Origin of the sequence: Terrabacter sp. 2RAF25, from assembly GCF_052115265.1 — a bacterium.
In the GTDB taxonomy this organism is placed as follows: domain Bacteria; phylum Actinomycetota; class Actinomycetes; order Actinomycetales; family Dermatophilaceae; genus Terrabacter.
Map to the genome: position 1 here is coordinate 89,064 of NZ_JBFRGJ010000009.1, position 26,345 is coordinate 115,408.

Here is a 26,345-nt window from a genome sequence, read left to right on the forward strand (position 1 = left end):
AGTGACGAGGAAGGGTGGTCGACCATGACGACGAGGCCGACGACGAGCACGACGAGCACGACGAGCACGACGAGCTTCGACCGGATGTGGGGCGACCTGGCACCGCTGGGGCGTGACGGCGGCACCGGCGGCTACCGCCGGTACGCGTGGACCCGCACCGACCACGACCTGCGCGAGTGGTTCGCGGGGGAGTGCGCGGCCCGCGGGCTGGACGTCGTCGAGGACCGCGCCGGCAACCAGTGGGCGTGGTGGGGCGACCCCGACTCGACGCCCGGCGTCGTCATCGGCTCGCACCTCGACTCGGTGCCCGACGGCGGCGCCTTCGACGGGCCACTCGGTGTGGTGAGCGCCCTCGCGACCGTCGACGCGCTGCGCGCGGCCGGCGTCGAGCCCGACGTGCCGCTCGGAGTCGTCAACTTCGTCGACGAGGAGGGTGCCCGCTTCGGCATCGCCTGCGCCGGCTCTCGCATCATCACCGGCGTCCTCGACGCCGACCGAGCGCGCGCGCTCACCGATGCCGACGGTGTCACCATGGCCGAGGCCTGGCAGCGGGCCGGCCGCGACCCCGCCGGACTCGGCCGCGACGACGAGACCGTCCGCCGCATAGGCACCTTCGTCGAGCTGCACGTCGAGCAGGGGAAGGCCCTCGCCCTCGCCCCCGACGGCACCGACGACCTCGACGACCCTGCTCGCGCCGTGGCCATCGGCACCGACATCTGGCCGCACGGACGGTGGCGCATCGACCTGCCCGGCGAGGCCAACCACGCCGGCACCACCCGCATCGAGGACCGCCACGACGCGATGATCGGCCTCGCCGGCGTCGTGCAGGCAGCCCGGGCGTATGCCGTCGCGCAGGGCTGCGTCGCCACCGTCGGCAAGGTCGTCGTCGAGCCCGGCGGCGTCAACGCGATCCCCAGCCACGTGACGGCCTGGCTCGACGCCCGTGGCCGCGACGAGGATGCCGTGCGCGCCACCGTCGATGCCGTCACCGCCGAGGCGGGCGCCCACGGCGCCACCACCACCCTCGAGTCGTGGACCCCCACCACGACCTTTGACGCGGGACTCGTCGACCGCCTGCACGGCATACTCCCCGACGCCCCGCTGCTCGGCACGGGCGCCGGGCACGACGCCGGCGTCCTCGCGACCCACGGCGTGCCCAGCGCGATGCTCTTCGTGCGCAACCCCACAGGAATCTCACACTCACCCGCCGAGTCGGCGGAGGCCACAGACTGTCACCATGGGGTCACGGCGCTCACCGCCGTCGTGACCGAGCTGTGCTCCCGGAAGGACCTCGACCCCATGGGTGATGCCCGATGACCGCGTTCTGGTGTGAGAGCGCTTGGCTGACAGGCGGATTCGCGCGGCGGGTGCGGCTGGTGACGCAGGACGGTCTGCTCAAGGACGTCCTCGTCGACGCCGACCCCCAGCCCGACGACGTGCGGCTGGCCGGCGTGACCCTGCCGGGCATGGCCAACGCCCACAGCCACGCCTTCCACCGCGCGCTGCGCGGTCGCGTCAACGGTGGCGGCGGCAACTTCTGGAGCTGGCGCGAGCAGATGTATGCCGCCGCGGAGCAGCTCAACCCCGACACGTACTTCGCGCTCGCGCGGGCGGTGTTCGCCGAGATGGTGCAGGCCGGCATCACCGTCGTGGGGGAGTTCCACTACGTGCACCACCGCCCGGGTGGGCACCCGTACGGCGACCCGAACGCGATGGGTCTCGCCGTGCGGCAGGCGGCCGACGAGGCCGGCATCCGGCTCACCCTGCTCGACACGTGCTACCTCGAGGGCGGCCTCAACGGCGGTGGGCACGTCGAGCTGCACCCCGGACAGCGCCGGTTCAGCGACGGCACCGTCGAGGCCTGGGCTGCCCGCATGTCCGAGCGCCGCCCCGAGACCGACCGCGTGCGGCTCGGTGCCGCGATCCACTCCGTGCGGGCCGTGCGCCGCGAGGACCTGCCGCGCGTCGTCGAGGCCGCCGGCGACCTGCCCCTGCACGTGCACCTCTCGGAGCAGCACGGCGAGAACCTCGCCTGCCAGATGTTCTACGGCGCGAGCCCCACCCAGCTGCTCGACGAGGCGGGCGCCCTCGGCGCCCACTCGACCGCGGTCCACGCCACGCACCTCGAGGACCGCGACATCGGCCTGCTCGGCGGCACCGGCACCGGCGCCTGCTTCTGCCCCACGACCGAGCGCGACCTCGCCGACGGCATCGGTCCCGCGCGCGCCCTGCACGACGCCGGCAGCCCGATCTCGCTCGGCTCCGACCAGCACGTCATCATCGACCCCTTCGAGGAGCTGCGCGGCCTCGAGATGCACGAGCGGCTCGTCACCAACGAGCGCGACCGGTTCTCGGCCAACGACCTGCTGCTCGCCGCCTCGTTCAACGGCTACCGCTCCCTGGGCTGGTCCGACGGCGGCCACCTGAGCAAGGGCGCGCTCGCCGACTTCGTCACGGTGCGCACCGACACGGTCAACACCGCCGGCGCCGCCCACGACCAGATCATCTACGCCTGCGTCGCCTCCGACGTGTCGACCGTCGTCGTCGGCGGCGACGTGGTCGTCTCCGACGGGAGGCACCGGATGGGCGACGTCGGCCGCATGCTCGTCGGCGCCATCGACCGCGTCGCCGGAGGGGTGCCCGCGTGAGCCTGCTCCTCACGGGCATCACGGAGCTGACGACGAACGACCCGGCCCGGGGCGACGGTGACACCGACCGCGCTGACCGAGGCGACGGCCTGCTCGGCATCGTCCGGGACGCGGCGATCGTGGTCTCCGCCGACGGCGTCATCGAGTGGGTCGGCCCGGCATCCGGGGCGCCCGAGGCCGACGAGCGCCGCGACCTCGAGGGCCGCGCGGTCATTCCGGGCTTCGTCGACTCGCACACGCACCTCGTCTTCGCCGGCGACCGCTCGGCCGAGTTCGCCGCCCGCATGACCGGCACGCCCTACGACGGCGGCGGCATCGCCGTCTCGGTGGCGGCGACCCGTTCCGCCGGCGACGACGAGCTGCGCACCCTCGTGGCGGCCCGGGTCGCCGAGATGCGCGCCCAGGGGACCACCACCGTCGAGATCAAGAGCGGCTACGGCCTCACGCTCGAGGACGAGCTCCGCAGCCTCCGCATCGCCCGCGAGGTCACCCCACACACGACGTTCCTCGGGGCGCACGTCGTGCCGCGCGAGTACTCGTCGGACCGGGCGGCATACGTCGACCTCGTCACCGGCCCGATGCTCGAGGCGGTCACCGCCGACGGGCCCACGAGCCTGGCCGAGAGCATCGACGTCTTCTGCGAGCCGCACTCGGCGCACGCCTTCGACGGCGACGAGGCGCGCACCGTCCTCGAGGCGGGCCGGGCTGCCGGGCTCGCGCTGCGCGTGCACGGCAACCAGCTCGGCCACGGCCCCGGCGTGCGGCTCGCGTGCGAGCTCGGCGCGCGCAGTGTCGACCACTGCACCTACCTCGACGACGACGACGTCGAGGCGCTCGCCGCCGCGCGCGGCACGACCGTCGCCACCCTGCTGCCCGGCGTCGAGTTCTCGACCCGCTCGCCGTATCCCGACGCGCGGCGCCTCATCGACGCGGGCGTCGACGTCGCGCTGGCCTCCGACTGCAACCCGGGCACGTGCTACTCGTCGTCGATCCCGTTCGCGATCGCGCTCGCCGTGCGCGAGATGGGCATGACGCCGGCCGAGGCGCTGCACTCGGCCACCGCCGTCTCAGCGCGCTCGCTGGGGCTCGACCGCCGGGTCGCGCAGGGGCAGCCGGCCGAGCTGGCGGTCATCGACGCGCCGAGCCACCTGCACCTCGCCTACCGGGCCGGGGTGCCGATCGTCAGGGCGCTCGACCTCTAGGAGCCCGCCGCGTCCTCCGCGGGGTGCTCGCACTTGAGCACCGAGCCCGGACCGGGGTGGATGATCCCGGTGTGGCCGTCGGACCACTCGACGACGTACGGCGGCCCGCCGCCCTCGCCCTTCACCTCGCGGATCGTGCCCTCGCGCGTGCCTTGACCGACGTGCTCCGCGGCCATCGTGATGCGGTCACCGACCCGTGCCTCCATGGCACACCTCCTCAGGGCTCCACCCCAAGCACACCACGTCGCGGCCCTCTCGGAAAGGCCTTCACGAAAGGCCCTGCCCGAAAGGCCTCTGCGGCAAGGAATCCGCAGGCACGCCATCGATCAGTCGAGCAGCACCCGCTCGCCGTAGCGGGGCACCGACACGGCGCAGTCGAACCGCTCGCGTATGCCGTCCGCCAGCGCCCGCGCCGACGCCGGCTCCCCGTGGACGACGTGGACCGACTCCGGTGCGTGCGGCATCTCGCCCAGCCAGGCGAGCAGCTCGTCGGCGTCGGCGTGCACCGAGAAGTCCTCGAGGGTCACGACCTCGGCGCGGACCGGCACGTAGCGCCCGGCGATCTTGACCTCGCGGACGCCGTCCTGCAGGTCGCGACCGCGCGTGCCGATCGCCTGGTAGCCGGTGAGCAGCACCGTGTTGCGTGCCTGGGGGAGCAGGTAGCGCAGGTGGTGCACCACCCGACCGCCGCTCGCCATCCCCGACGCCGACACGATGATGCTGGGCGTGCCGGGGTTGTTGAGGCGCATCGACTCCTCGGCGGTGTGGGCGGTGCGCAGGCCCGACAGGCGCCGCAGCCGGGCGAGCGCCTCGGGCCGCACCTCGCTCTGGTGCGCGGGGTCGCGGTAGATGTCGAGGGCCGCGAGCGCCATCGGGCTGTCCACCCACACGGGCACGTCCGGCACGGCGTCGCTCTCGACGAGGTCGGCGAGGGCGAGCAGCACGATCTCGGTGCGGTCGACCGCGAAGGCCGGGATGACGACGCTGCCGCCCCGGCGGATGGTGCGCCGGATCGCCTCGGCCATGACCCGGTGCTCCAGGTCGACCTCGGGGTGGCTGCGGTCGCCGTAGGTCGACTCGACGACGACGGTTCGTGCGGCGGGCGGGCGTGCGCGCGGGAACAGCACCGGGTGGTCGTCGCGACCGAGGTCGCCGCTGAAGAGCACGCTCGCGCCCCCGGTCTCCACGAGCACGCTGGACGAGCCGAGGATGTGCCCCGCTCGCACGAAGGTCACGGTCGCGCCTGCTGCCGCCGCCGAGCCGCCCTCGCCGACCGGCTGCAGGGCCGCCACGGCGCGCTCGGCGTCGGCCACGGTGTAGAGCGGCAGGGGAGGGTCGTGCTTCGACCAGCCTCCGCGGCGGGCGCCCTCGGCCTCCTCCTCCTGCAGGTGGGCGCTGTCCCGCAGGATCACGCCGGCGAGGGCCGCGGTCCCCGCCGTGGTGTGCACCGGGCCAGCGAAGCCTCCGCGCACGAGTGCCGGCAGGTAGCCGCAGTGGTCGAGGTGCGCGTGCGTCAGCGCGACGGCGTCGACGCTCGCGGGGTCGACGGGTGGCGCCTCCCAGTTGAGCGCTCGCCAGCGGCGCTCGCCCTGGTAGAGGCCGCAGTCGACCATCAGTCGCCGGGACCCGTCCTCGACGAGGAACTTGCTGCCGGTGACGGTGCCGGCCGCGCCGAGGAAGGTGAGAGCCGGGGCGTGAGCGCGTCGCCAGTCCTTCCCTGCCACGTGCTGCCGCCCGGGCTCCTGATGACGTCCCATGACCCCTCCTGACTTCGCTGCCCCTCCCCGAGGACACTTCCATCGTCCTCCCGCGGGCTCCGCGGGTCTCGGCGTCGGGGTCCGTCAGGACGTGATGATCCAGACACGTGTGCGACCACGGTCTGACGACCGCACCGCCCCGCCCTCGTAGGCTCTGGGCGTGACCGAGGGCAACGTCTACGACTGGCTGCAGCGCCGGCCGCTGCTCCTCGACGTACCGCTCGCCCTCGTGCTCGCGCTCCTCGGGCTCGTGGTCCTCGGTGAGGGCCATGGCATCGGCTGGGCCGTCGTGGGCGTCGCGAACCTTGCCCTGGTCTGGCGGCGCAGCCGCCCGGCCCTCGCCTTCGCGGTCGTCAGCCTCGCGCTCGCCCTCCGCGTCATCGCGACGAGCAACCTGCTGCCCGGCGACCTCGCGTTCCCCGTCGTGCTCTACTCGCTGGCTGCCTACGACCCGCGCCGAGGCGTGCGCTTCGCGGGCCTGGGGGTCGCCGCGCTCGGCTCGGCCATCGCCGGCCTGCGGTTCAACGCGGTGAGCGGGCGGGCCCCGGGGGCAGGCGAGTTCGTCTTCACCTTCATGGCCTGTGCCGCCGCGTCGCTCGCAGCGTGGGCGCTCGGTGACCTCAAGCGCGCCAGGCTGCAGCGACTCTCCGACCTGCAGGACCGGGCCGAGCGCATCGAGCGCGAGCGCGAGCAGGAGCTGCGCCTCGCCGCCAAGGACGAGCGCGCCGCGATCGCCCGCGAGATGCACGACGTCGTCGCGCACGCCCTGTCGGTCATCGTCGTGCAGGCCGACGGCGCCGCGTATGCCGCCGAGCGCAGTCCCGAGGGCGCGCTCGCCAGGTCGGTGGGCGCGCTCGAGACCATCGGCTCGACGGCCCGGGACGCCCTCACCGAGACCCGTCGCCTCGTCGGCGTGCTGCGCGACCCGGAGTCCGGCGCCGAGCTCGCACCGACCGGTGGCATCGGCCAGCTCGACGACCTCGTGTCCCGCGTCCGCGATGCCGGCGTGCCGGTCACGCTGGCGGTCCATGGCGCCGAGCGCGATCGGTCCGTGGGCCTCGACCTCGCGGCCTACCGCGTCGTCCAGGAAGCCCTCACCAACGTCATCAAGCACGCCGGCCCGGGCGCCAGCGCGGTCGTCGACGTGCACCAGACACCCGACCGGCTGCGCATCAGCGTCACCGACGACGGCTGCGGGGCCGACGGTGGCGGCAGCGTCGACGACAGCCGCGGGCACGGGTTGCCCGGCATGCGCGAGCGCGTCGCCGTGCACGGCGGCACGCTGACGGCCGGACCGGGCCCGCGCGGCGGGTTCGAGGTGCTCGCCACGATGCCGACGAAGGAGGAGCCGTGACGAGCCCCAGGACGAGGGTGATGCTCGTCGACGACCAGGCACTCGTGCGCGCCGGGTTCCGCATGGTGCTCGACGCCGAGCCCGACATCGACGTCGTCGCCGAGTGCGCCGACGGGCAGGCCGCGCTCGATGCGCTGCCGGGCCGCGACGTCGACGTCGTGCTGATGGACATCCGGATGCCGAGGCTCGACGGCATCGAGGCGACGCGCCGCATCGTGGCCCGCGGCGAGGTGCCGAAGGTGCTCGTGCTGACGACCTTCGACCTCGACGAGTACGTCTACGCGGCCCTGCGTGCGGGCGCGGCCGGGTTCCTGCTCAAGGACGCGGGGCCCGCTGAGCTGCTCGCCGCCATCCGGGCCGTCCACACCGGCGATGCCGTCGTCGCCCCCGGCCCGACCCGGCGCCTGCTCGACCGGTTCCTGCCCGTGCTCGCGGCACCCGCCTGGTCGACGGGCACCGAGCGTCTCGACGTGCTCACCGAGCGCGAGCGCGAGGTCCTCGAGGCGGTCGGCAGGGGCCTCAACAACACCGAGATCGCCGCGGCCTTCTTCGTCGCCGAGGCCACGGTCAAGACGCACATCGGGCGCATCCTCGCCAAGCTGGGACTGCGCGACCGCGTGCAGATGGTCGTGCTCGCGTACGAGACGGGGCTCGTGCGTGTGGGCGACGCCTGAGCGACGCCGACCGACGGCTCGCTAGCGCGTGCCGGTGGCCTTGTCGATGGCCTTCCGGGTCGCCTTCTCGGCCTTGGCCTTCGCCTTGTCGAGCTTCTTCGCCGACTTCTTGTCGGTGGGCTTCACCTGGTCGTCCTCGAGAGCCTTGGGCAGGTGGCCGGTCGAGCGGCGGTAGTAGGTGGCGGCGCCGCGCTCGGCGGCGACACGAGCGGCAGAGACGGCCATCGACGAGATCGCCGTGAAGAGGATGACGTCGCGGGTGCGCTCGCGCTCGTAGTCACCCTTGACCGGCACGTTGCGGCCGGTCGCGAGCTTCCAGCCCTTCTGCGCGGCGTCGGTGGCGAGCTTCGTCGCGACGAGCGTCGTGCCGACGCTGAGGATCTTCCAGACCGGCCCGCCCATCGGGGTGCGCGGGGCGGCGGCCGCCTTGGCCTTCTCCTTCGAGCGGGAGAGCTGCTTGGCGGCCTTCGTCGAGTCCTTGGAGCCCATGGCGTGACTGTACCCATGGCGGCCGGAGTAGAGTCACCCCCACAACTGAACAGCACCACCACCCATCACGACAGGGGAGCGCGAGACGCGCTGAGAGTGCGGCAGCCGGACGGCCGAGCCGCAGACCCTCGAACCTGCTCCGGTTAGCACCGGCGAAGGAAGTCGGTATTTCTCAGGTCACCTGACGGCCCACGCCATCGGCGTGCCCGTCGAGGTGCCCTCCCCCAGGTATCCATCCCTTCTGGAACCCGGGAGACCCATCATGACCAGCACCATCACCGCCAGCGGGCCGCTGACCCGCTGGCGCACCATCGACCTGCTCACCTGCGCCTTCCTCGGTGTCGCCTTCGGTGTCGCCTACTGGGCGTGGGGGCTGGTCTACGCAGCACCATCGGCCGCCGTGTCGGCAGGCTTCCCGCCCCTGGCCGCGCTCTTCAGCTGGCCGTGGCTCGTCGCCGGCATCGTCGGCATGCTCATCATCCGCCGCCCCGGCGCGGCCGTCTTCACCGAGCTGCTCGCGGCCGTCGTGTCGGCGCTCATCGGCACCCAGTGGGGCCTGACGACGCTCGTCTCGGGCCTCGTCCAGGGGCTCGGCGTCGAGCTCGGCTTCGCCGCCTTCGGGTACGCCGTCTACCGCTGGGCGCCGCTGCTGCTCGGTGGCTTCCTCGGCGGTGCGTTCGAGGCCGTCTACGAGTGGTACTCCTACTGGACCGACTGGGCCTGGGACTACAAGATCGCCTACCTGCTGCTGCTCGGCGGCTGCGTCGCGGTGCTGGGCTCGCTGCTCTCGGTCGGCCTGACCCGAGGGTTGGCCACGGTGGGTGCGCTCAACCCGTTCCCGCCCGGGCAGGAGGTGCGCGAGCAGCGTGCCGCCTGACCCGTTCGAGGTGGACCCGCGGGTGAGACCACGAGCCGAGCACGTCGAACCGGGGGCGTATGCCGTCTGCTCCGGGGCGGAGGTCCGCGTCGAGAACCTGACGTGGCGGCCTTTCGGGCGCGCGCGTCCGGTGCTCGACCACCTCGACCTCACGATCGCGCCGGGCGAGCGGGTGTTGCTCGCCGGGCCGAGCGGGTCGGGCAAGTCCACGCTGCTGCGGGCGGTGGCCGGGCTGCTGCTCACCGCCGACTCCGGAGAGCTCGACGGCGCGGCGACCGTGGGCGGCCTTGCGCCGCAGGCGGTTCCGGGCTCGGTGGGCCTCGTGCTCCAGGACCCGGGAGCCGGCGTCGTCGCCTCGACCATCGGACGGGACGTGGCCTTCGGGCTCGAGAACGTGCGGGTCCCGTCCTCCGAGATGCCGCCGCGGGTGCAGGCCGTCCTCGACGAGGTCGGCCTCACCATGCCTGCCGACAGCTCGCCGACCACGCTCAGCGGGGGCGAGTCCCAGCGGCTCGCCCTCGCGGGGGCGCTCGTCATGGAGCCCTCGGTGCTGCTGCTCGACGAGCCGACGGCGATGCTCGATGCCGACACGGCAGCGGGCGTGCGTGCGGTCGTCGCCGACGTCGTGGACCGGCGGGCCCTCACCCTCGTCGTCGTCGAGCACCGCCTCGACGAGTGGCTCGACCTCGTCGATCGCCTCGTGGTGATCAGTGCCGAGGGCTCGGTCCTGGCCGACGGAGAGCCACGACGAGTCCTGGCTGAGCACGGCGAATCGCTTGCTGCGCAAGGCATCTGGGTGCCGGGAGTGCCTGACCCGGAGCCGCTCGACATAGCCCTGGAGCCCGCCCCGGGCGGGGCGGCCGGCAGTGTGGGCCACGGGCGTGTCGTCGCGGCCGCCACCGGCGTACGCGTGGAGCACCGCGCCCGACGCCTCGGCGAGCCGTCGCGCGACACCGTCGCCGTCGACGGCGCCGACCTCGACGCGCGCGCGGGCCGCACCGTGGCCCTCGTCGGCCCGAGCGGCGCCGGCAAGTCCTCACTGATGACGGCCCTGGGCGGCCTCGTGGCCCCCTCCGCGGGCACGGTCGAGCTGGCACTCCCGCTGACGCCCGCCGAGGGCGACCGTGGCACCGCTCGCGATCGCCTCTCCCCGCCGCACGAGTGGGCCTCCACCGACCTGGCCCGGGTCGTCGCCTGGGTGCCCCAGCGCGCCGCGACGAGCCTCGTCGGCCGCACCGTTCGCGACGACGTGCTGACGACGCCCCTGGCCCTGGGGCACGACCCCGAGGCCGCCGGGCGGCGTGCCGACGCGTTGCTCTCGTCCCTGGGGCTGGCCCACCTGGCCGCGGTCGACCCGCGACAGCTCTCCGGTGGCGAGCAGCGCCGGCTCGCGATGGCCTCCGCCGTCGCCCACGGCCCGGCCCTCGTGCTCGCCGACGAGCCGACCGTCGGTCAGGACCGGCTCACCTGGGCCGCCGTCACCGGCGTGCTGGCCGCCGCGCGCGACGAGGGCTCGGCCGTGGTCGTCACCACCCACGACCCTGCTGTCGTCGACGACGCCGACCGGGTCGTCCGGCTCGAGCCGCCGGCCCAGCCTCCTCCGGACCCGGAGCCCGAGCGGCGCTCGCTGCTGGCCCGCGTGGGGCCGCTCGCGCTGCTGGCGGCAGCGCTGTGCGTGCTGCCGCTCCCGGCGCTGCTCGACAGCTGGCGCCAGGGCCTGCTCGTGCTCGGCGTCGAGGTGCTCCTCGGCCTCGCCGGGCTGCTCGCCCCCGGCAGTGGCCGGGCGCCGCAGGGCCGGCTGCGTGGCGTGCTGCGCCGACTGGCCCCGGCCACCCTCGCCGTCCTCGGGGTGGCATGGTCGGCCTGGCTGCTCGGCGGACGCGACCTCGAGGTGGCGGCCGGGGCCGCCCTCCGCGTGCTCTGCCTGCTCGTGCCGTCGGCCGTCGTCGTCGGCTTCCTCGATCCCGAGCAGCTGGGCGACCACCTGGCCCAACGGGTGCGGCTGCCGGCCCGCCCGGTCGTCGCGGCGACGGCCGCACTGCAGCGCGTGCAGGCCTTCGACACGCTCTGGACCGAGCTCATGACGACCCGCCGGGTGCGCGGCACCCGGGCCGACCGGGGCCCGGCGGCCCGGGCGCGTGAGGCGGTGGTGGTCACCGGTGGCCTGCTCGTCGGCGCACTCGGGCAGGCCTCGGCGCTGGCGCTCGCCATGGACGCCCGTGGGTTCGCCGGCGCGACCCGCCGCACGTGGGCCGGTCCCGCCCCGTGGCGGCTGCCCGACACCCTCGCGCTCGCCGGTGGCCTGCTCGTGGTCGCCGCCGCCGTCGCGGCCCGGCTGACGCTGACCTGACGGTTCGCCGGGGCACAATGGGCGGCGCAGACCCAGCGACAGGAAGGCGCCTCCCGTGCCCATGCCAGGCCGACCCCTTCGGGCGCACGCCGTCCCTCGCCCCCGCGCGCTCGCCGTCCTGGTGCTCGCGCTCGGACTGGTCGTGACCTCGCTGGCCGGGTGCGGGCAGCCGGGCCCGTCGTCGTCCGACGACTCGGTGGCGCCCACCGTGAGCGTCCCGGTGCAGCCGACGATCACGGCCGAGACCCCGACCGACGACGCCGTCGACCCGTCCGTGGAACCGACCGACGGCGGACTCTTCGACGCCTCGTCCAGCCTCAGCGGCGTCTCGTGCGAGCCGACCGGAGACTCCTGGAGCTTCACCGGCACCCTGACCAACTCCGACACCGAGGAGCACACGTTCACGGTGGCCGCCTTCATCGTCAAGCTCTCCGACGGCTCCTACCTCGCCGACAAGGAGCTCGACGTCAAGCTCGCAGCCGGGGCGAGCGCGCCCGTCGCCATCCGCGACTTCCACACCGGCCCCAAGGCCGGCGTGGAGTGCCTCAACGGCGTCACCGTCAAGGGCCTCTGACCATGCGGCTCTTCCTCGTTCGGCACGGCCAGACCCACGCCAACGTCGCGCGTCAGCTCGACACCGCCGTGCCCGGCCTCGACCTCACCGCGGAGGGCCGTGCGCAGGCTCGGGCGCTCGCCGACCGGCTCGCCGGCGAGGACCTCGGCGCGATCTACACCTCCGACCTCGTGCGGACCCAGCAGACGGCTGCGCCCCTCGCCGAGCTGCTCGGCCTGGAGATGGTGGTGCTGCCGGGGCTGCGCGAGATCCAGGCGGGCGACTGGGAGATGACGACCGACTGGCAGCCCTACATCGACGCCGTCGTGCGTTGGCGCGAGGACCCCGACCACACCATCCCGGGCGGTGACAGCGGGGCCGGTTTCATGCAGCGTTACGACGAGGCCATCGCGCAGATCGCCTCCGACGGCCACGCGTCCGCGGTGGCCGTCAGCCACGGGGCCGCGATGCGCGTGTGGTGCAGCGCGTCGCTCGGGCTGCCTGCCGACTTCTTCGACGAGCGCCGCCTCGACAACACGCACGTCGTCACCATGGAGGGCGACCCCGCCACCGGCTGGAGCCTGCTCGCCTGGGGCGACGAGCCGGTCACCCATGGCTGAGCCCGCGTCCGGCGCGGTGCCGATACCGGCCCGGACCTCCCGCGCCAAGCGCACCGCCGGCCCCGGCACCTGGCGGTGGGTCGGTGCTGCGGGTGGCGTCCTGCTGGCGGCCGCCTCGTGGGGCGCCGGCGCGCTGCCCCGCCCCAACACCGGCATCCTGTGGCCCGGCGTCGCCTGGTCGACGCCGAAGGGCGGCTCCCCGCTCCTCGCGTCGGTGTCGGTGCTCGCCCTGGCCGCGCTCGTGCTCGCCTGGTGGCGGCTCCGGTCGGCGCCGGTCACGGTGCGCTGGTGGTGGGTCACGGTCGCGGTGTGGTTCGCCCCCCTCGTCCTTGCCATGCCGCTCTACAGCCGGGACCTCTACTCGTATGCCGCCCAGGGGCTCCTGTGGGACCAGGGGCTGAGCCCCTACGACCACGCCGTACGCGAGCTCGACTCCCCGTGGCGCGACTCCACCGCACCGACGTGGCTCGACAGCCCGACCCCCTACGGCCCCGTGTGGCTGCTGCTCGCCCGGGCGGTCGCGTCCGTGTCGGGCGAGCTGTGGGTCGCGCTGCTGCTGCTGCGCCTGCTCGCGGTCGCGGGCGTCGCGGTGCTCGCCTGGGCCGTCCCCGACGTCGCCCGTCGCCTGGGCTGGTCGCCGGTGCGGGCGGTCTGGCTAGGGGTCGCCACGCCACTCGTCGGAGCCCACTTCGTCGGGGGAGCGCACAACGACGCGCTGATGGTCGCAGCAGTGCTCGGCGGCCTGTCGCTCGCCCTGAGGGGCCGGTTCGTCCTCGCCTGCGTCGTCGTCGCGCTCGGCGCCATGGTCAAGGTGACCGCCGTGGTCGCGCTGCCGTTCGTGGCCATCCTGTGGGCCCACCACGTCGTGACGGCACGGCCGAGCGGAGCGCGCGAGACGGCATACGGCTGGGGTCGGGTCATCCGGGCGGGAGTGCTGACGCTGCTGTGCGCCGGGGTGCCGATGGCGCTCGGCGGCATCGTCACCGGTCTCGGGTTCGCCTGGCTCAACCCCGCGTCGACGCCTGGCAAGAACGAGCAGTGGACCTCGCTGCCCACATCGGTCGGCATCGCGGTCGGTGCCGTCGGTCACCTGCTCGGCCACGACGAGTGGCGCGACACCGGCATCGCCGTCGCGCGGGTCGCCGCAGTCGTCCTGCTCGCGCTGCTCCTCGTCGTCATCTGGCTCGCCGCCCTCAAGCCCGCCGGAGGCGCGGACCCCGAGCCCCGGGTGCGGGCCGTTCGCGGCCTCGCCTGGGCCATGCTCGCCGTCGTCGTGCTCGCCCCGGTCTTCCTCGGCTGGTACTACCTCTGGATGCTGCCGGTCTTCGCCGTGTCCCTCGGCCACCACTGGGCCGAACGGCTCGAGGTGCCCCTCGCCGCGGTGGCGACCGTCGTCTGCTTCGCCACCCTCCCCGAGGGCTACAGCCTCGGCCTCACGACGACGGTCGTCGGGGTGCCGTTCGCCCTCGTCGTCGGCGTCCTGCTCGCCCGCCGCGGGCTGCGCAGCACGTGCCGCGCAGACTGGCGCCACCTGCTCGACCTCGACCGTCCGCTGCTGCCACACGCCGGGGCGACGCCCGGGCGGTAGTCACGGAACGGCGACAGGTTGCTCGCGACGCTTCCGGCCCGCCACGGCGTGTCCCACACTGTCCCGGTGAGCGACTTCGGCTTCGCCGACGAGGCCCGTCCCGTCCGCCCGAGAGCGGTGCGGACGAGCCCGGACGGCGGTCCGCCGCCCCGGCGGTCCCGTCGCAGGCCGAGCCTGTTCGCGGTCGTCTTCGTCGCCATCCTCCTCGTGCTGCTCGCCTTCATCGCCTGGGCATGGTCGGGCCGGTTGCACAGCGACGACGTCGCAGCGTGGACGGCGACGGCGAAGGAGGTCGAGGAGCTCGACCACAGCCTGACCCCGTTGGGGCACAGCGAGATCGCGCCCTGTCGTGAGTCCACCGACGGCCACGTCACCCGCACCTACCCGCCGTCGACAGGGCCCCAGGCGGCCGAGCTCGTCGGCTTCCTCACGCAGAAGGGGTGGACGCAGACGGCGGCGACACCACCGACGTACGCTCGCCTCACCCGCACGCTCGTCGGGCACGAGGTGAGCATCGACGTCGCCGCCGCGAGCGGCGCCTCGCTCGTCGACTCGCTCACGGCCACCAGCCCCGCCTCGGCCTTCGGCTGCCTGCTGCGCTGACGGCGCTGAGGGCGCTGAGACGCGGCTGAGGGGGGCTGACAGCCGGACGGGCGTCGTGAGACCGACGTCACCGAAGCGGCGGGCCACATGGTGGGAATTGCGCGGTCGGCGGCATACGGGAGTGCGACGCTTGGCCTCATGCGCAAGGTGACCCAGAGCAAGAAGCTGCAGAACGTCTGCTACGAGATTCGGGGTCCCGTGCTCGCCGAGGCCAAGCGGCTCGAGGAGGAGGGTCACCGCATCCTCAAGCTCAACATCGGCAACCCCGCCCCGTTCGGCTTCGAGGCGCCCGAGGACATCCTCGTCGACGTCATCCAGGAGCTGCCGACCGCGCAGGGCTACAGCGACAGCAAGGGCATCCTGTCGGCCCGTCGAGCGGTCAAGCAGCACTACGAGGTGCGCGAGTTCCCGCCCCTCAACGTCGAGGACATCTACCTCGGCAACGGCGTCAGCGAGCTCATCGTGATGGCCATGCAGGGCCTGCTCGACGACGGCGACGAGGTGCTGATCCCCGCGCCCGACTACCCGCTCTGGACGGCGGCCGCCAGCCTCGCCGGCGGCACGCCCGTGCACTACGTCTGCGACGAGCAGGCCGACTGGGCCCCCGACATCGACGACATCCGCAGCAAGGTCACCGACCGCACGCGAGCCATCGTCGTGATCAACCCCAACAACCCCACCGGGTCCGTCTACCCGCGCGAGGTGCTCGAGGCCATCGCGCAGGTCGCCCGCGAGCACGAGCTGATCGTCATGGCCGACGAGATCTACGACAAGATCCTCTACGACGGCGCGACCCACACCTCGATGGCGGCGCTCGCCCCCGACCTGCTCTGCCTGACGTTCAACGGCCTGTCGAAGGCCTACCGCGTCGCCGGCTTCCGCTCCGGCTGGCTCGCGATCACCGGCCCCAAGGAGCACGCGCGCAACTACCTCGAGGGCCTCGACATCCTCGCGAACATGCGGCTCTGCGCCAACGTGCCGGCGCAGCACGCGATCCAGGTCGCGCTCGGCGGCTACCAGTCGATCAACGAGCTGATCCTCCCCGGTGGTCGGCTGCTCGAGCAGCGCAACGTCGCCTGGGAGATGCTGAACCAGATCCCGGGGGTCTCGGTGACCAAGCCGCAGGGCGCGCTCTACCTCTTCCCGCGGCTCGACCCGAAGGTCCACGACATCCGCGACGACGAGCGCTTCGCCCTCGACCTGCTGCGCGACCAGAAGATGCTCGTCGTGCAGGGTACCGGGTTCAACTGGCCGACGCCCGACCACTTCCGGCTCGTCTTCCTGCCGCGCGTGGAGGACCTCGGGGAGGCCGTCGGCCGCCTCGAGAAGTTCCTCTCGACGTACTCGCAGTAGGGGTCGGTCGTCTGTGTCGTCGCTGTCGTCGTTGTCGCCGCGGGTGGAGCGGGTCTCAGCGGGAGGTGGCCCACCACTTGAGCAGCAGGCCCAGCACGACGGCCCAGACGGCGGTGAACGCGAGTGCGAGGGCGGCCGCGAGGATCGCCGGCCGTCGTCCCTGCGGCTCGCGCCTGGCGAGGCTGAGGCCCGCGAGCGCCAGCCCCAGCAGCTGGGGCACGAAGACGAAGCCGAAGACGGCCCCCGACAACGAGACGAGCACCGCGCCGCGGGCCAGTGGCGCCTGCGAGGCGAGCTGCGCCGCAGTGGCGTCGCGGGGACGATCGGTGTCGCTCACGCGTTCAGCCTAACGATGGATCCCCTGACCGGCGCCGCTGCTCCACGCCCGTATGCCGTCGCGCGGCGGCGCGTCCGCGCCCTCGCCGTGCTGGTGGCCCTGGTCGCGACCGCGACGCTGGCGGGCTGTGGCGGGTCCGACCCGACCATCGCCGACGTCCCGTCCGACGTCGCCAGCGCCCGGCCGTCGATCTCGGCGGAGGAGGCGCAGTTCGTCATCGACGCCCGCACGCTCGGGGCGACGGTGACGGGGGCGAGCGTCGCCGACGACATCGAGACCGGCACCACGACCTGCTGGGCGCTGCGCAACGGCGGCGTCCAGCTGCGCGAGATCGCGGTCGACGACGCCTCCAAGCCGCTCGGCAACACCGGTGACGCGCTGCGCACGAAACAGCTGATGGCCGCGGGCGTGCAGGCCTTCTGCCCCGACTACGACGACCAGGTCGGCCAGCTCGGCCTGCCGTGACGGCGCACACCGGGGGAATCCGCACACATCGTTGACACGGCGGTGCGCAGCCGCGATATTGGGCGCGCCGACGGGGGACGGAGTGTCCGACGAGGCGCCCATCTCGTCTCTCGTTGGAGTGCCCGTGCGCCCTCGTCGACTCTCTCGTCCGCCTGTCATGTCCGGCGCAGCCGCCCTCGCGGTGGTGATCTGCTGTACGGCTCAGGCCGGCGTCAGCGCCGCGGCCTCGGCCGACCCGGTCGGGACCGTCGTCCTGCCCGCCGCCGTGAGCGCCCAGTCGTTCGACAACCTCACGGCGCTGGCCTCGTCGGCGGCGGGGACGCTCGTGGACGCCGGCGGCGGCGCCAGTCCCTCGGCCTTCGTCTGGGTCACGCGTGACGGCGTCAGCCACCCGCTGCCTGACCTGGCCTTCGGCTGGAACGGCCGCGCGCTTGTCGGCTCGGAGCTGACCTCGATCGACGGTACGACGCTCCACCGGTACGACCTCGCCTCCGGGACCGTGCTGGCCGGTGACGGGACCACGTTGACCGACGTGTTCCTCGGCGCGACGTCCCGGGGCTGGGTGACCGTCGGCTCCCGCGACGGAGTGGTTCAGATCACCTACTCCGTGCCGGGTCAGCCGGACCTCTCCTACCCCTACCCTTCGGGAACCGACCAGCGCGTGGACGGTGAGTCGCTGGTGTGGGCCGAGGGCGACGTCAACGTCGACACCGGCAAGGTCATGCGACTCGACCTGCTCACGGGCGAGACGTCCGTGACGGCGTCCCTGCCGCACGCTCCGCTGGCCGTGCGCTGGACGCCGTCGAGGATCGTGTGGGCGCAGCAGGCCGCCCCCGCCGACGGGATGCAGCAGTTCACCGTGTGCAGCCTCGAGCGAGTGGCGCTCGACGGGCAGCCACGCTGCAACGACGTCGGCCCGAGCTTCGCGAGCAGCACCCTGCGCGCCACCGACTCGGCGGTGGCGTGGACGGCAGGCCTGGGGACCTCCGTCTCCGACACCGCTCCCGGCACCGCAGTGCGTGAGGTCAGCAGCGGCTCACTGCGCGTCGTGTCCGTCGACAGCGCCGCCCAGGTGGCCGGTGAGCGCTTCGTCGGCGTCACGGAGTCGGGTTCCGCCGTCGTCGACTTCGACGGCTCGGCCGAGCCGCCGCATCTGCTGCGTGCTGCCGGCGCCCATCCCGCTGAGGACCTCGGGCTCTCCCTCGGCCCCGGTCGGCTGGTGGGCTCCGACGACAGCGCCGTGACGCGGGGCGACGTGCTGACCGAGGTCTACGACGACACGTACCCGGCTTGGTCGCGGGCCCTCACGACCTCGCCCACCCTGGCGCTCGGTGCCGAGCAACCCTTCACCGGACCGATAGCGCGCGAGTACCACGGCTCGGCCATCGGCGTCTCCGGACCTCGCGTGGTCCTGCGCAGGGTCCTGTCGAACGGCACGGGGATGTGTCCGTTCGTCGTCGTCCGGGACGGCGCCGCGCCCGTCGACCTGCCCAGGTACGCCTGCGACTTCGGGGTGAACCTGTCGGGACGGCGCTATCTCGCCACGACCTCGTTCTACCAGGGGATCTCGGCGTTCGATCTCGACGGACGGAAGCTCGCGACGTTCGAACAGCCCATCCCGGGCACGGCCGACATCTACGGACCGTACGTGGCCTACGTGGCCGACTCCGGGGACGTCATGCTGCGTGACCTGAGGCTGGCTGTGGGAGCGTCGAACCCGCGGCGTCTCCTCGCCTCGACGTGTGGAGGCTCGTCGTACGACCGTGTCTCCGTCTGGGGCCGCTTCGTCGTCGCGGTCGCCGCCTGCGACGGACGCACGACGGTCATCGACCGGCAGACGGGAGCAACCCGCGGCGTTCCGCAGATGCATCACCCCCAGGTCATGGACGGGGCTGTCGTCTGGCGCGAGCCCTCAGGCACGGGCCTGTTCGCCCTCGACCTCACGACGTCGTCCTCGACGCCCGTGCGCCTCGGTGACGTGCGGTCGGGAGTCAACACGTGGAACGACTCGCCCTGGTTCACCACCGACGACCATCTCGTCGCGTGGCAGGACGCAGGCACGGGAGAGACCAAGGTCGCCGGGCTCCCCTTCCAGGCCGGCAGCGCGCACCCGCCGCGGCTGCTCGACCAGCTCACGCCGACGAGCCTCGCTGCCGCGGCGTCGGGAGCCGTCAGCCCCTGGCACGCCGAGTTCGACGCGACCAAGGTCCTCGGGTCCTGGCGCCTCGACCTGCGCAACGCGAGCGGAGCCGTCGTCCGCACGTGGACCGGCTCGGCGCCGCACGGAGGCGTACGCCTGGACTGGGACGGGCGCCTCGGTACGCGTTGGGCGCCCGGAGGGCGCTACACCTGGACCCTCACGGGATCGGCGGCCGACGGGGAGGGCGCCCTGCGCGACGTCGACGGCGCTCAGGTCCCCCTGACCGGGTCGTTGGTCGTCAAGGACGCCAAGGTGCGTGACCTGGGACCGGACCGCGTCGCGGACCTGCTTGGCACCGACGCCAAGGGTGGCTTGTGGCGCTGGGACGGCACCGGCGTCGGGACGCTCAAGCCGCGCGTCCAGATCGGCAGCGGGTGGGGTGGCCTGGCCGTCGCCGGCGCCGGCGACCTCACCGGTGACGGTCGGCCCGACCTGCTGGCCCGCGACGCATCGGGCGGCTTGTGGCGATACGACGGCAACGGCGCCGGCGGCTTCCGACCCCGGGTCAAGGTGGCGACCGGGTGGAACGTCTACTCCGCGATCGTCGGGGCGGGCGACCTCACCGGCGACGGGCGCGTCGACGTGCTGGCGCGCGACACCTCGGGTCGCCTGTGGCGCTACGACGGCACCGGAACCGGTGGTCTGCGCGCGCGGGTCAGCCTCGGCACCGGCTGGAACGGCTTCACGGCGATCATCGCGCCGGGCGACCTCACCGGCGACGGGCGCTCCGACCTGCTCGTCCGCGACGCGAAGGGCAACCTGGCCCGCTATGACGGCACCGGTTCGGGGTCCTACCGGCCCCGGGTGGCCTTGGGCGCCGGCTGGAACGGCTACCCCGTCCTCACCGGAATCGGTGACGTGACCGGCGACGGCGCCCCCGACCTGCTCGCCCGTGACGCGGCCGGCACGCTGTGGCGCTACCCGGGCAACGGCCGGGGCGGGTTCACCGCCCGTGCCGTGACCGGCGCGAGCGGGTGGCAGGCGTTCCCGAGACTCTTCTGACGACGGGCGCCCCGGTCGAGGCGATCCGTCGCGGCGGGTCGCGGCGGAATACCTCGCCCCGAGGCGTCGGTTGGCACCCACGTGAGTCCTGCCAGAGCCCAGCTGAACATCCTCGACCTCGTCCCCGTCATCGACGGGGGCACCGCGACCGATGCGATCGCCTCGACGGTCGACATCGCCCGCCACGCCGAGAAGTGGGGCTACCAGCGCTACTGGATGGCTGAGCACCACAACATGCGGGGCGTCGCCTCGAGCTCGACCGCGGTGCTCATCGGGCACGTCGCCGACCACACCGAGACGATCCGGGTCGGCGCCGGCGGCATCATGCTGCCCAACCACGCGCCGTACGTCGTCGCCGAGCAGTTCGGCACGCTCGCGACGATCCACCCCGACCGCATCGACCTCGGCCTCGGGCGCGCCCCGGGCACCGACCCCTTCACGACGCGCGCCCTGCGCCGCAACGAGGCCGCCGCGATGAACTTCGCAGGCGAGGTCGAGGAGCTCATCGGCTACCTCGGCGACCCCGACCCCGACGCCAAGGTGCGCGCGATCCCGGGCGAGGGCACCCGGGTGCCGATCTGGATCCTCGGGTCGAGCCACGGTGGCGCGCAGGTCGCTGCCGCCCTCGGTCTGCCCTACTCGTTCGCCTCGCACTTCGCCCCGGCCGCGCTCATGAGTGCGCTCGAGGTCTACCGGTCCCGCTTCACGCCCTCGACCGAGCCCGGCGGCCTCGACACCCCTCGCTCGATGGCCGGCGTCAACGTCATGGTCGCCGACACGACCGAGGAGGCCGAGCGCCTCTTCACCAGCGTGCTCCAGCGCTTCCACGGCATCGTCACGGGCAGGCGTACGGCCCTGCCCGAGCCCAGCGGCGACATCGCCGGCCTCATGGCGCATTGGTCGCCGGCCGAGCGCCAGGCCGTCTCCGACATGACGCGGGTCTCGCTCGTGGGCACGCCCGACGCGGTGCGCGACGGACTGGCCGGGTTCGTCGAGGCCACGGGCGTCGACGAGGTCATCGTCACGTGCGGCGCCCACGACCACGAGGCCCGCCTGCGCTCCTACGAGCTGCTCGCCGACGCCTGGCTGTGACCCCGTTCTGCGCGACGGCTCGCCGCGTGACCTCACCCGACCCACCGCAGGCACTTCTGGAAGGCTGCACCCCATGAGTTCCGACGACCTGCGCCAGATCACCCTGACCCGCGACAGCCAGGGCCGCTACACGGCTCGCAACCGCCGGGGCGGATCCATCACGACCAGCTCCGGCACCGACGAGCTCTCGCCGGTCGAGCTGCTCCTCGCCGGCATCGCGGCGTGCACCGCCGTCGACGTCGACACCGTCACGAGCCGGCGCGCCGAGCCCGACGACTTCGAGGTGGTCGTCACCGCCGACAAGGTCAAGGACGAGCACGGCAACCACCTGCAGGACATCAACGTCAGCTTCCGCGTCCGCTTCCCCGACGGCGACGGCGGAGACGCGGCCCGCGAGATGCTGCCCAAGCTCGTCAAGCGCTCGCACGACGAGTGGTGCACGGTCAGCCGCACGATCGAGCTCGGCACGCAGATCACCGCCACCGTCGACTGACACCAGGCGCGCGCCCCGCCCGGTGGGCGAGGCGCGCGCCTGGACTGGCTGGACCCGGCCGCGGTCATCCACCCCTCTGTGGTTGCCGCGGTCGCGTCCGAGCCCGGTCCCCTCCAGGTCGTCGTTCCCGGCCTGTGCGCGTGGTCAGCGCGCGGCGGAGCCGACGTTGACCAGCAGGCTGATCTCGTTGTGGATGGCGTGCTTCTGGGCCGTCGTCGCGAGGCGGTACTCCTGCTGCAGCGACCGGAGGGGGGTGCTGACCGTGCCCACGTGGGCGGCTGGCCGCGGGTCCGGGGCCGGGACCGCACGGGCGACGGCGGGAACTGCGAGTGCTCCGAGGGCGACCAGGGTGGTCGCCACGATGCGAGTGTTCATGGTGCTCCTCGTGAATGCGTGCACCGGCACGATGCCGACACATCCACGATCTGCTCGCGGCCCTACGGGGCACATCGGGAGGACTACCAGTTCTCGCCGTCGGACCTCCCTAGGTCCACTCGCGGCAGCCCCGGGGGCTGCTCGCCGTCAGTGGTGGACGACGACCTTGTCGCCGACCCGCACCAGGAAGAAGAGCGTCTTGATCTGGGCGTGGTCGGCGATGTTCACGCACCCGTGGCTGGCGCTGGCGTAGCCGAGCCGCGCGAAGTTCGACGAGTAGTGCACGGCCTGGCCGCCGGAGAAGAACATCGAGTAGGGCATCGGGGTGAAGTAGAGGTTCGAGATGACGTACTCGTACATGCGCGAGACCCGGAACGTGCCTTCGCGGGTCTCCTTGCCGGGACGACCGAACCGAGCCCACATGACCATCAGCGGCTTGCCGTCGACGACCCACGTCAGGGTGCGGGTGGCCTTGTCGACGCACATGACACGCCCGGTGCGGCAGCGACCGTCGAGCGAGCCCACCGTCGGCATGACCGGACGGAGGCCCGCGTTGAAGCGGTGCTGGTCGAAGGTGCCCGGCGCGTAGGTCAGGGCGACGAGGCGGGACCAGGTGCGCTGGTCGATGACTCCGGACTGGGGCAGGCCGCGCTTCTGCTGGAAGGTGAGCACGGCGCCGTCGAGCGCCGACCAGTAGACGCCGGTGATGCCGTAGCTCCACGAACCCAGGGCCCGAAGGCGCAGCTGGACCTCCTTGAGCTGGGCGGTCGAGGCCGTGCGCCCGATGGCGACCGGGCTGGCGGTCACGGCCTTGAGCCGGTCCCAGGTGCGCTGGTCGACCACGCCGGTCTGCGGCAGGTCGTAGAGGATCTGGAAGGTGAGGACCGAGCGGTCGACGGCCGACCAGTAGACGCCGGTGATGCCGTACGCGAAGCGGCCGTTGGCCTTGAGACGCGCCTGGAGGTCCTTGACCCGTAGCGCGGTGGCGGTGCGTGGCAGCACGACCGGGCTGTTGGTGAGGGCGCGCAGGCGGTCCCACGTCGGCTGGTCGACGACTCCGGTCTCGGTGAGCCCGCGGGCGTGCTGGAAGGCGAGGACCGCGCGGTCGACGGCCGACCAGTAGACGCCCGTGATGGCGTACGGGAACTGCCCGACGAGCTTGAGGCGGACCTGGAGGTCCTTGACCCGGCTCACCGGAGCCGTGCGCGGGATGACGGCGGTGGGCGCCGCTGCGGCCGCCGCCGCTCGGGCCGGCGGAGGCGACGACGTCGCCGCCTGGGCCGGTGCCTGGGTTCCGGCCTTCGTGCCGGACTGCGTGGTGGGCGGAGCCGTCGGAGCCGTCGTGGCCGTCGTGCTGCTCGTGCCCGTCGGTGCTGGCGTGCCCGTGGCGTCGTCGGCGCGCGCGGCTGGCGCGCCCACCGTCAGGGCGACGACCGCGAGAGTGGCGGCGATGGTGGTGGTGGTGCGCTTGTAGTCCATGCGGATCGTCCTCATGGTGTCCCCTGGTCTCTGACCGCGCTGCGGCGTGTGTGAGTCGGCGCGATCGCGCCCCTCATTGTGGCAGCCACCCACGCATTTCGCGCGACGTGCCCGCACCTCCCAGACGCACCCGGTCGGCGGAAGGTTGTCGCGGGGTGGGGATCAGCTTCCGGGCAGTCGTCGCACGGTGAGGACCTGCTCGGCCCGTCCGACGGGCCCCTGCACGTCGTGGAGCGTGGTCGACGTGAGCCCGAGGCCGGTGGGGCCCATCGTCACCCGCGTGTCGAAACCGACCCAGCCGCGCACCGGCTCGCGGAAGAGGTGTACGGCCAGGTCGACGTTCGGAAACATCCACTCGCGCGGCGAGACGCGCACCGCGATGCCGTTGGCGGTGTCAGCCAGTCGCACGAGATCGGCTGTGGGAGAGCAGGTCTCACCGTCGACCAGTGGGTTCAGGGCGCGGATCCAGGCGACGGTGCGGCCGGGGCGCCGGTCGGGGGCGACGCGGAACTCGAGGCCCTCGATGTAGCCGCCGTCCCACGTGTCGGTGCCCGACCAGGGCTCCAGCTCGTCGGGGCCCGGGATCGGCTCGAGCTCGACGCCGGCCACCGGTTCGGAGTCGTGCGTCGCGAGCCGCCAGGCGTGAGCGCGCACGACGGCACGGTCGTCGACGAGCATCGTCGCCTCGACCAGCTCGATGGTGCGCCCGGGCCGGGTGGTGCGCACCTCCACGCGACTCGGCCTGGCTGGGATCATGCCGAGGATGTCGAAGGAGATGCGGGCGAGCTGCATGCCCTGGCGCGGCTCGTGCAGGTCGATCTCGTGGGCGAGGATGCCGCTGACCGGCGCCATGTGCTGCTCGTCGTCGCGCCACGCGCCCTGCACGTGCACGGTCGGCGCGTAGAGCCCCGGGCCGAGCCGGCGGTAGAAGGCTGCGGTGTCGCGGTCGAGCGCGTGCGAGGTGGCGTCACCGCCGGGCGAGTCGCTGGTCACCCGGCCAGCCTAGGCACCTGCCGCCACGGACTCTCCGGACCCGTCGGACAGCCCGAGGCCCAGGTCGACCATCCGGACCAGCCGAGGTGCGAGCTCGTCGACGGCGCCCGGCGGCAGGTCGCGAAGCGGCCCGTCTAGGGCGAGCATCGCCATGCCGTGCACGGCCGACCAGGCGAGCAGCTCGGCCCCGGGGCGCTGGTCCTGCGACATCACGCCCGCCTCGACCATGGCGTCCAGCGCCGTCGACAGCAGCTGGAAGGGGGTGAGCCCTCCGGCCCCGGCGGCATCGGAGGAGGCTGCCCGGCTGAGGTCGACGGGCACGGCGAAGGCCGTGCGGAACAGACCCGGCTCGTCCATGGCGAACCGCAGGTAGCCCACGCCGACCGCCCGGAACCGGGCGCGGGCCCGCTGGCCCTGCTCGAGTGCCGGCGGCACGGCGTCCATGGTCGCGCTGATGACGTCGGCCGCTCGGGCCTGCGCCCGCGAGACGACGTCGCTGAGCAGCGCGTCGCGGTCGGCGAAGTGACGGTAGGCGGCGTTGGCCGAGACCCCGACCCGACGGGTGGCCTCGCGGAGCACGACCTTGTCGGGACCGCCCTCACGGGCCAGGTCGGTGCCCGCCTCGAGCAGGGCTCGGCGCAGGTCGCCGTGGTGGTAGGTCGCCCGAGGCTGCACGTCGTCGCGGGGGTCCACGGACTCGAGAGGGCCGTCGGGGGTCCCGTCGGGGTCGGAGGCGGCGGACGTGCTCACGGCCCCATCATGCTCCGCCGCACGAGCGCCCGTCAGAGTCGTCAGAACCCGAAACGGCGGGCCGTCGCCCGCACCGCGTCGGCCGAGGCCCTCAGCCCGGTCAGCTCCTCATCGGTCATCGGCACCTCGATGCGGTCGCCGACGCCGCCGGCGTGGACGATCGCCGGGACCGAGAGGCACACGTCGCTGATGTCGTAGTAGTCGTCGAGCAGCGACGAGACGGGCAGGATGCGCCGCTCGTCGTTGAGCACGGCCTCGATGATGCGCGCCGCTGCGAGCCCGATCGCGTAGTTCGTCGCTCCCTTGCCCTCGATGACCCGGTAGGCCGACTCGACGACGTCGGTGGCGATGCGGCTGCGCGTCTCGGCGTCGAGCCCGCTCGCCCCGTCGTGGCCCCGCCACCGGAGCAGCGGCACCGAGCCGATGGACGCGGACGACCAGAGCGGCAGCTCGGAGTCGCCGTGCTCGCCGACGACGTACGCGTGGATGCTCTGGGCGGCGACCTGGGTGTGCTCGGCCAGCAGGAAGCGCAGCCGCGACGAGTCGAGCACGGTGCCCGAGCCGAAGAGCCGCTCGGGCGGCAGGCCGGACACCCGCAGTGCGGCGTAGGTGACGACGTCGACGGGGTTGGTCACCATGACGTGCACGGCGTCGGGCGCGACCTCGACGAGCCGCGGCAGGATCGAGCGGACGATGCCGATGGTCGACTCGGCGAGGTCGAGCCTCGACTGGCCCGGCTTCTGCTTGGCGCCAGCGGTGAAGACGATGACGTCGGAGTCGGCGAGCACCTCGACGTCGTCGGACCCGTCGACGCGGGCCATCGGCACGAACTGGATGCCGTGGCTCAGGTCGAGGGCCTCGGCGCGCACCTTGGCGGCGTTGACGTCGAAGAGGGCGACCGTCTGGGCTGCACCTCGCATCAGGGTCGCGTACGCGAGGGTGGCGCCCACCGCGCCCGCTCCGACGATGCCGACCTTCGTGCGCCGGCGGTGCCGGGGCGGTCCGGGTGTGGTGTCGCTCATCGTGGCTCCTGCGCGCTCCGAGGGTGGTGTCGGCAACGCTACCGACGTGACGCGGTCCGGGGGTCGGGC

At 73.4% G+C, this 26,345-nt stretch carries 25 protein-coding genes and 1 riboswitch; of the genes, 16 read left to right on the plus strand and 9 right to left on the minus strand.

What is annotated here, in order from left to right:
• Window positions 1-24 precede the first annotated feature (24 nt).
• The 3 genes from AB4091_RS19925 to hutI are packed head-to-tail and all read left to right on the plus strand — an operon-like array spanning window position 25 to window position 3,850.
• Entirely contained in the window at window positions 25-1,317 is a 1,293-nt protein-coding gene (locus AB4091_RS19925) for an allantoate amidohydrolase (protein WP_442294263.1), read from the plus strand.
• Window positions 1,314-2,648 carry a formimidoylglutamate deiminase gene (locus AB4091_RS19930; protein ID WP_442294265.1) on the plus strand — a complete coding sequence of 445 codons (1,335 nt, stop codon included), beginning with the start codon at window positions 1,314-1,316 and terminating at the stop codon, window positions 2,646-2,648. The genes AB4091_RS19925 and AB4091_RS19930 overlap by 4 nt, the downstream gene beginning before the upstream one ends.
• Window positions 2,645-3,850 carry an imidazolonepropionase gene (gene hutI, locus AB4091_RS19935; RefSeq protein WP_442294267.1) on the plus strand — a complete coding sequence of 402 codons (1,206 nt, stop codon included), beginning with the start codon at window positions 2,645-2,647 and terminating at the stop codon, window positions 3,848-3,850. The genes AB4091_RS19930 and hutI overlap by 4 nt, the downstream gene beginning before the upstream one ends.
• On the opposite strand, the gene AB4091_RS19940 is transcribed toward hutI, so the two are convergent.
• Window positions 3,847-4,056: a DUF1918 domain-containing protein gene (locus tag AB4091_RS19940; protein WP_045191200.1), complete on the minus strand. Its 210-nt coding sequence runs from the start codon at window positions 4,054-4,056 to the stop codon at window positions 3,847-3,849. The two genes, hutI and AB4091_RS19940, sit on opposite strands and share 4 nt — an antisense overlap.
• A gap of 120 nt (window positions 4,057-4,176) precedes the next feature.
• The gene (locus AB4091_RS19945) at window positions 4,177-5,607 is read right to left on the minus strand and encodes an MBL fold metallo-hydrolase RNA specificity domain-containing protein (protein ID WP_442294270.1); all 1,431 of its coding nucleotides are present in this window, start codon (window positions 5,605-5,607) and stop codon (window positions 4,177-4,179) included.
• A 160-nt stretch (window positions 5,608-5,767) separates the two neighbouring features.
• Here AB4091_RS19945 and AB4091_RS19950 point away from each other — a divergent pair, with 160 nt between their 5' ends.
• Window positions 5,768-6,961 carry a sensor histidine kinase gene (locus AB4091_RS19950; RefSeq protein WP_442294272.1) on the plus strand — a complete coding sequence of 398 codons (1,194 nt, stop codon included), beginning with the start codon at window positions 5,768-5,770 and terminating at the stop codon, window positions 6,959-6,961.
• Entirely contained in the window at window positions 6,958-7,635 is a 678-nt protein-coding gene (locus AB4091_RS19955; protein WP_442294274.1) for a response regulator, read from the plus strand. The genes AB4091_RS19950 and AB4091_RS19955 overlap by 4 nt, the downstream gene beginning before the upstream one ends.
• Window positions 7,636-7,656: 21 nt before the next feature.
• Here AB4091_RS19955 and AB4091_RS19960 read toward each other — a convergent pair whose 3' ends face one another.
• The gene (locus AB4091_RS19960) at window positions 7,657-8,124 is read right to left on the minus strand and encodes a DUF4235 domain-containing protein (RefSeq protein ID WP_442294276.1); all 468 of its coding nucleotides are present in this window, start codon (window positions 8,122-8,124) and stop codon (window positions 7,657-7,659) included.
• Window positions 8,125-8,186: 62 nt separating this feature from the next.
• Window positions 8,187-8,302: riboswitch (TPP riboswitch) on the plus strand.
• Window positions 8,303-8,386: 84 nt separating this feature from the next.
• On the opposite strand from AB4091_RS19960, the gene AB4091_RS19965 reads away from it, so the two are divergent.
• From AB4091_RS19965 to AB4091_RS19995, 7 genes are all read left to right on the plus strand, one after another.
• Window positions 8,387-9,001 (plus strand): ECF transporter S component, encoded by a 615-nt coding sequence (locus AB4091_RS19965; RefSeq protein WP_442294278.1) that lies wholly within the window; start codon window positions 8,387-8,389, stop codon window positions 8,999-9,001.
• A gap of 22 nt (window positions 9,002-9,023) precedes the next feature.
• On the plus strand, window positions 9,024-11,351 hold the full coding sequence (locus AB4091_RS19970) for an ATP-binding cassette domain-containing protein (RefSeq protein ID WP_442294280.1): 2,328 nt from the start codon (window positions 9,024-9,026) through the stop codon (window positions 11,349-11,351).
• Window positions 11,352-11,406: 55 nt separating this feature from the next.
• Complete coding sequence (locus AB4091_RS19975; RefSeq protein ID WP_442294282.1) at window positions 11,407-11,925, plus strand: hypothetical protein; 519 nt, start codon at window positions 11,407-11,409, stop codon at window positions 11,923-11,925.
• Window positions 11,926-11,927: 2 nt separating this feature from the next.
• Window positions 11,928-12,524, plus strand: a complete 597-nt coding sequence (locus tag AB4091_RS19980) for a histidine phosphatase family protein (protein WP_442294284.1) — start codon at window positions 11,928-11,930, stop codon at window positions 12,522-12,524.
• Entirely contained in the window at window positions 12,517-14,112 is a 1,596-nt protein-coding gene (mptB, locus tag AB4091_RS19985) for a polyprenol phosphomannose-dependent alpha 1,6 mannosyltransferase MptB (RefSeq protein WP_442294286.1), read from the plus strand. Before AB4091_RS19980 ends, mptB begins: the two co-directional genes overlap by 8 nt.
• Before the next feature lie 66 nt (window positions 14,113-14,178).
• Window positions 14,179-14,715, plus strand: a complete 537-nt coding sequence (locus AB4091_RS19990; RefSeq protein WP_442294288.1) for a hypothetical protein — start codon at window positions 14,179-14,181, stop codon at window positions 14,713-14,715.
• A 138-nt stretch (window positions 14,716-14,853) separates the two neighbouring features.
• Window positions 14,854-16,068, plus strand: a complete 1,215-nt coding sequence (locus AB4091_RS19995) for a pyridoxal phosphate-dependent aminotransferase (RefSeq protein ID WP_442294290.1) — start codon at window positions 14,854-14,856, stop codon at window positions 16,066-16,068.
• 55 nt (window positions 16,069-16,123) lie between these two features.
• On the opposite strand, the gene AB4091_RS20000 is transcribed toward AB4091_RS19995, so the two are convergent.
• Entirely contained in the window at window positions 16,124-16,405 is a 282-nt protein-coding gene (locus AB4091_RS20000) for a hypothetical protein (RefSeq protein WP_442294292.1), read from the minus strand.
• Window positions 16,406-16,420: 15 nt separating this feature from the next.
• On the opposite strand from AB4091_RS20000, the gene AB4091_RS20005 reads away from it, so the two are divergent.
• From AB4091_RS20005 to AB4091_RS20020, 4 genes are all read left to right on the plus strand, one after another.
• The gene (locus AB4091_RS20005; RefSeq protein ID WP_442294294.1) at window positions 16,421-16,870 is read left to right on the plus strand and encodes a hypothetical protein; all 450 of its coding nucleotides are present in this window, start codon (window positions 16,421-16,423) and stop codon (window positions 16,868-16,870) included.
• A 157-nt stretch (window positions 16,871-17,027) separates the two neighbouring features.
• Window positions 17,028-20,072, plus strand: a complete 3,045-nt coding sequence (locus AB4091_RS20010; RefSeq protein WP_442294296.1) for an FG-GAP repeat domain-containing protein — start codon at window positions 17,028-17,030, stop codon at window positions 20,070-20,072.
• 81 nt (window positions 20,073-20,153) lie between these two features.
• Window positions 20,154-21,164: an LLM class flavin-dependent oxidoreductase gene (locus AB4091_RS20015; protein ID WP_442294298.1), complete on the plus strand. Its 1,011-nt coding sequence runs from the start codon at window positions 20,154-20,156 to the stop codon at window positions 21,162-21,164.
• A 73-nt stretch (window positions 21,165-21,237) separates the two neighbouring features.
• Window positions 21,238-21,657: an OsmC family protein gene (locus AB4091_RS20020; RefSeq protein ID WP_442294300.1), complete on the plus strand. Its 420-nt coding sequence runs from the start codon at window positions 21,238-21,240 to the stop codon at window positions 21,655-21,657.
• A 144-nt stretch (window positions 21,658-21,801) separates the two neighbouring features.
• Here the strand turns inward: AB4091_RS20020 and AB4091_RS20025 are convergent, their stop codons facing one another.
• The 5 genes from AB4091_RS20025 to AB4091_RS20045 form a co-directional block, all read right to left on the minus strand.
• On the minus strand, window positions 21,802-22,032 hold the full coding sequence (locus tag AB4091_RS20025; protein ID WP_442294302.1) for a hypothetical protein: 231 nt from the start codon (window positions 22,030-22,032) through the stop codon (window positions 21,802-21,804).
• A 147-nt stretch (window positions 22,033-22,179) separates the two neighbouring features.
• Window positions 22,180-23,526 (minus strand): L,D-transpeptidase family protein, encoded by a 1,347-nt coding sequence (locus AB4091_RS20030; RefSeq protein WP_442294304.1) that lies wholly within the window; start codon window positions 23,524-23,526, stop codon window positions 22,180-22,182.
• A gap of 147 nt (window positions 23,527-23,673) precedes the next feature.
• On the minus strand, window positions 23,674-24,504 hold the full coding sequence (locus tag AB4091_RS20035; protein ID WP_442294306.1) for a thioesterase family protein: 831 nt from the start codon (window positions 24,502-24,504) through the stop codon (window positions 23,674-23,676).
• A 9-nt stretch (window positions 24,505-24,513) separates the two neighbouring features.
• Window positions 24,514-25,254 carry a TetR/AcrR family transcriptional regulator gene (locus AB4091_RS20040; RefSeq protein WP_442294308.1) on the minus strand — a complete coding sequence of 247 codons (741 nt, stop codon included), beginning with the start codon at window positions 25,252-25,254 and terminating at the stop codon, window positions 24,514-24,516.
• A gap of 41 nt (window positions 25,255-25,295) precedes the next feature.
• Window positions 25,296-26,276, minus strand: a complete 981-nt coding sequence (locus AB4091_RS20045; RefSeq protein WP_442294310.1) for an L-lactate dehydrogenase — start codon at window positions 26,274-26,276, stop codon at window positions 25,296-25,298.
• Between the last annotated feature and the right edge of the window lie 69 nt (window positions 26,277-26,345).

Bases quoted from the DNA above. Each gene is read 5' to 3' on its own strand.
- AB4091_RS19960 (WP_442294276.1), bottom strand. From the start codon at position 8,124: ATGGGCTCCAAGGACTCGACGAAGGCCGCCAAGCAGCTCTCCCGCTCG.
- mptB (WP_442294286.1), top strand. From the start codon at position 12,517: ATGGCTGAGCCCGCGTCCGGCGCGGTGCCGATACCGGCCCGGACCTCC.
- AB4091_RS20025 (WP_442294302.1), bottom strand. From the start codon at position 22,032: ATGAACACTCGCATCGTGGCGACCACCCTGGTCGCCCTCGGAGCACTC.
- AB4091_RS19925 (WP_442294263.1), top strand. From the start codon at position 25: ATGACGACGAGGCCGACGACGAGCACGACGAGCACGACGAGCACGACG.
- AB4091_RS19965 (WP_442294278.1), top strand. From the start codon at position 8,387: ATGACCAGCACCATCACCGCCAGCGGGCCGCTGACCCGCTGGCGCACC.
- AB4091_RS19940 (WP_045191200.1), bottom strand. From the start codon at position 4,056: ATGGAGGCACGGGTCGGTGACCGCATCACGATGGCCGCGGAGCACGTC.
- AB4091_RS20010 (WP_442294296.1), top strand. From the start codon at position 17,028: ATGTCCGGCGCAGCCGCCCTCGCGGTGGTGATCTGCTGTACGGCTCAG.
- AB4091_RS20045 (WP_442294310.1), bottom strand. From the start codon at position 26,276: ATGAGCGACACCACACCCGGACCGCCCCGGCACCGCCGGCGCACGAAG.
- AB4091_RS20020 (WP_442294300.1), top strand. From the start codon at position 21,238: ATGAGTTCCGACGACCTGCGCCAGATCACCCTGACCCGCGACAGCCAG.
- AB4091_RS19945 (WP_442294270.1), bottom strand. From the start codon at position 5,607: ATGGGACGTCATCAGGAGCCCGGGCGGCAGCACGTGGCAGGGAAGGAC.
- AB4091_RS19995 (WP_442294290.1), top strand. From the start codon at position 14,854: ATGCGCAAGGTGACCCAGAGCAAGAAGCTGCAGAACGTCTGCTACGAG.
- AB4091_RS19930 (WP_442294265.1), top strand. From the start codon at position 1,314: ATGACCGCGTTCTGGTGTGAGAGCGCTTGGCTGACAGGCGGATTCGCG.
- AB4091_RS20005 (WP_442294294.1), top strand. From the start codon at position 16,421: ATGGATCCCCTGACCGGCGCCGCTGCTCCACGCCCGTATGCCGTCGCG.
- AB4091_RS19980 (WP_442294284.1), top strand. From the start codon at position 11,928: ATGCGGCTCTTCCTCGTTCGGCACGGCCAGACCCACGCCAACGTCGCG.
- AB4091_RS20030 (WP_442294304.1), bottom strand. From the start codon at position 23,526: ATGAGGACGATCCGCATGGACTACAAGCGCACCACCACCACCATCGCC.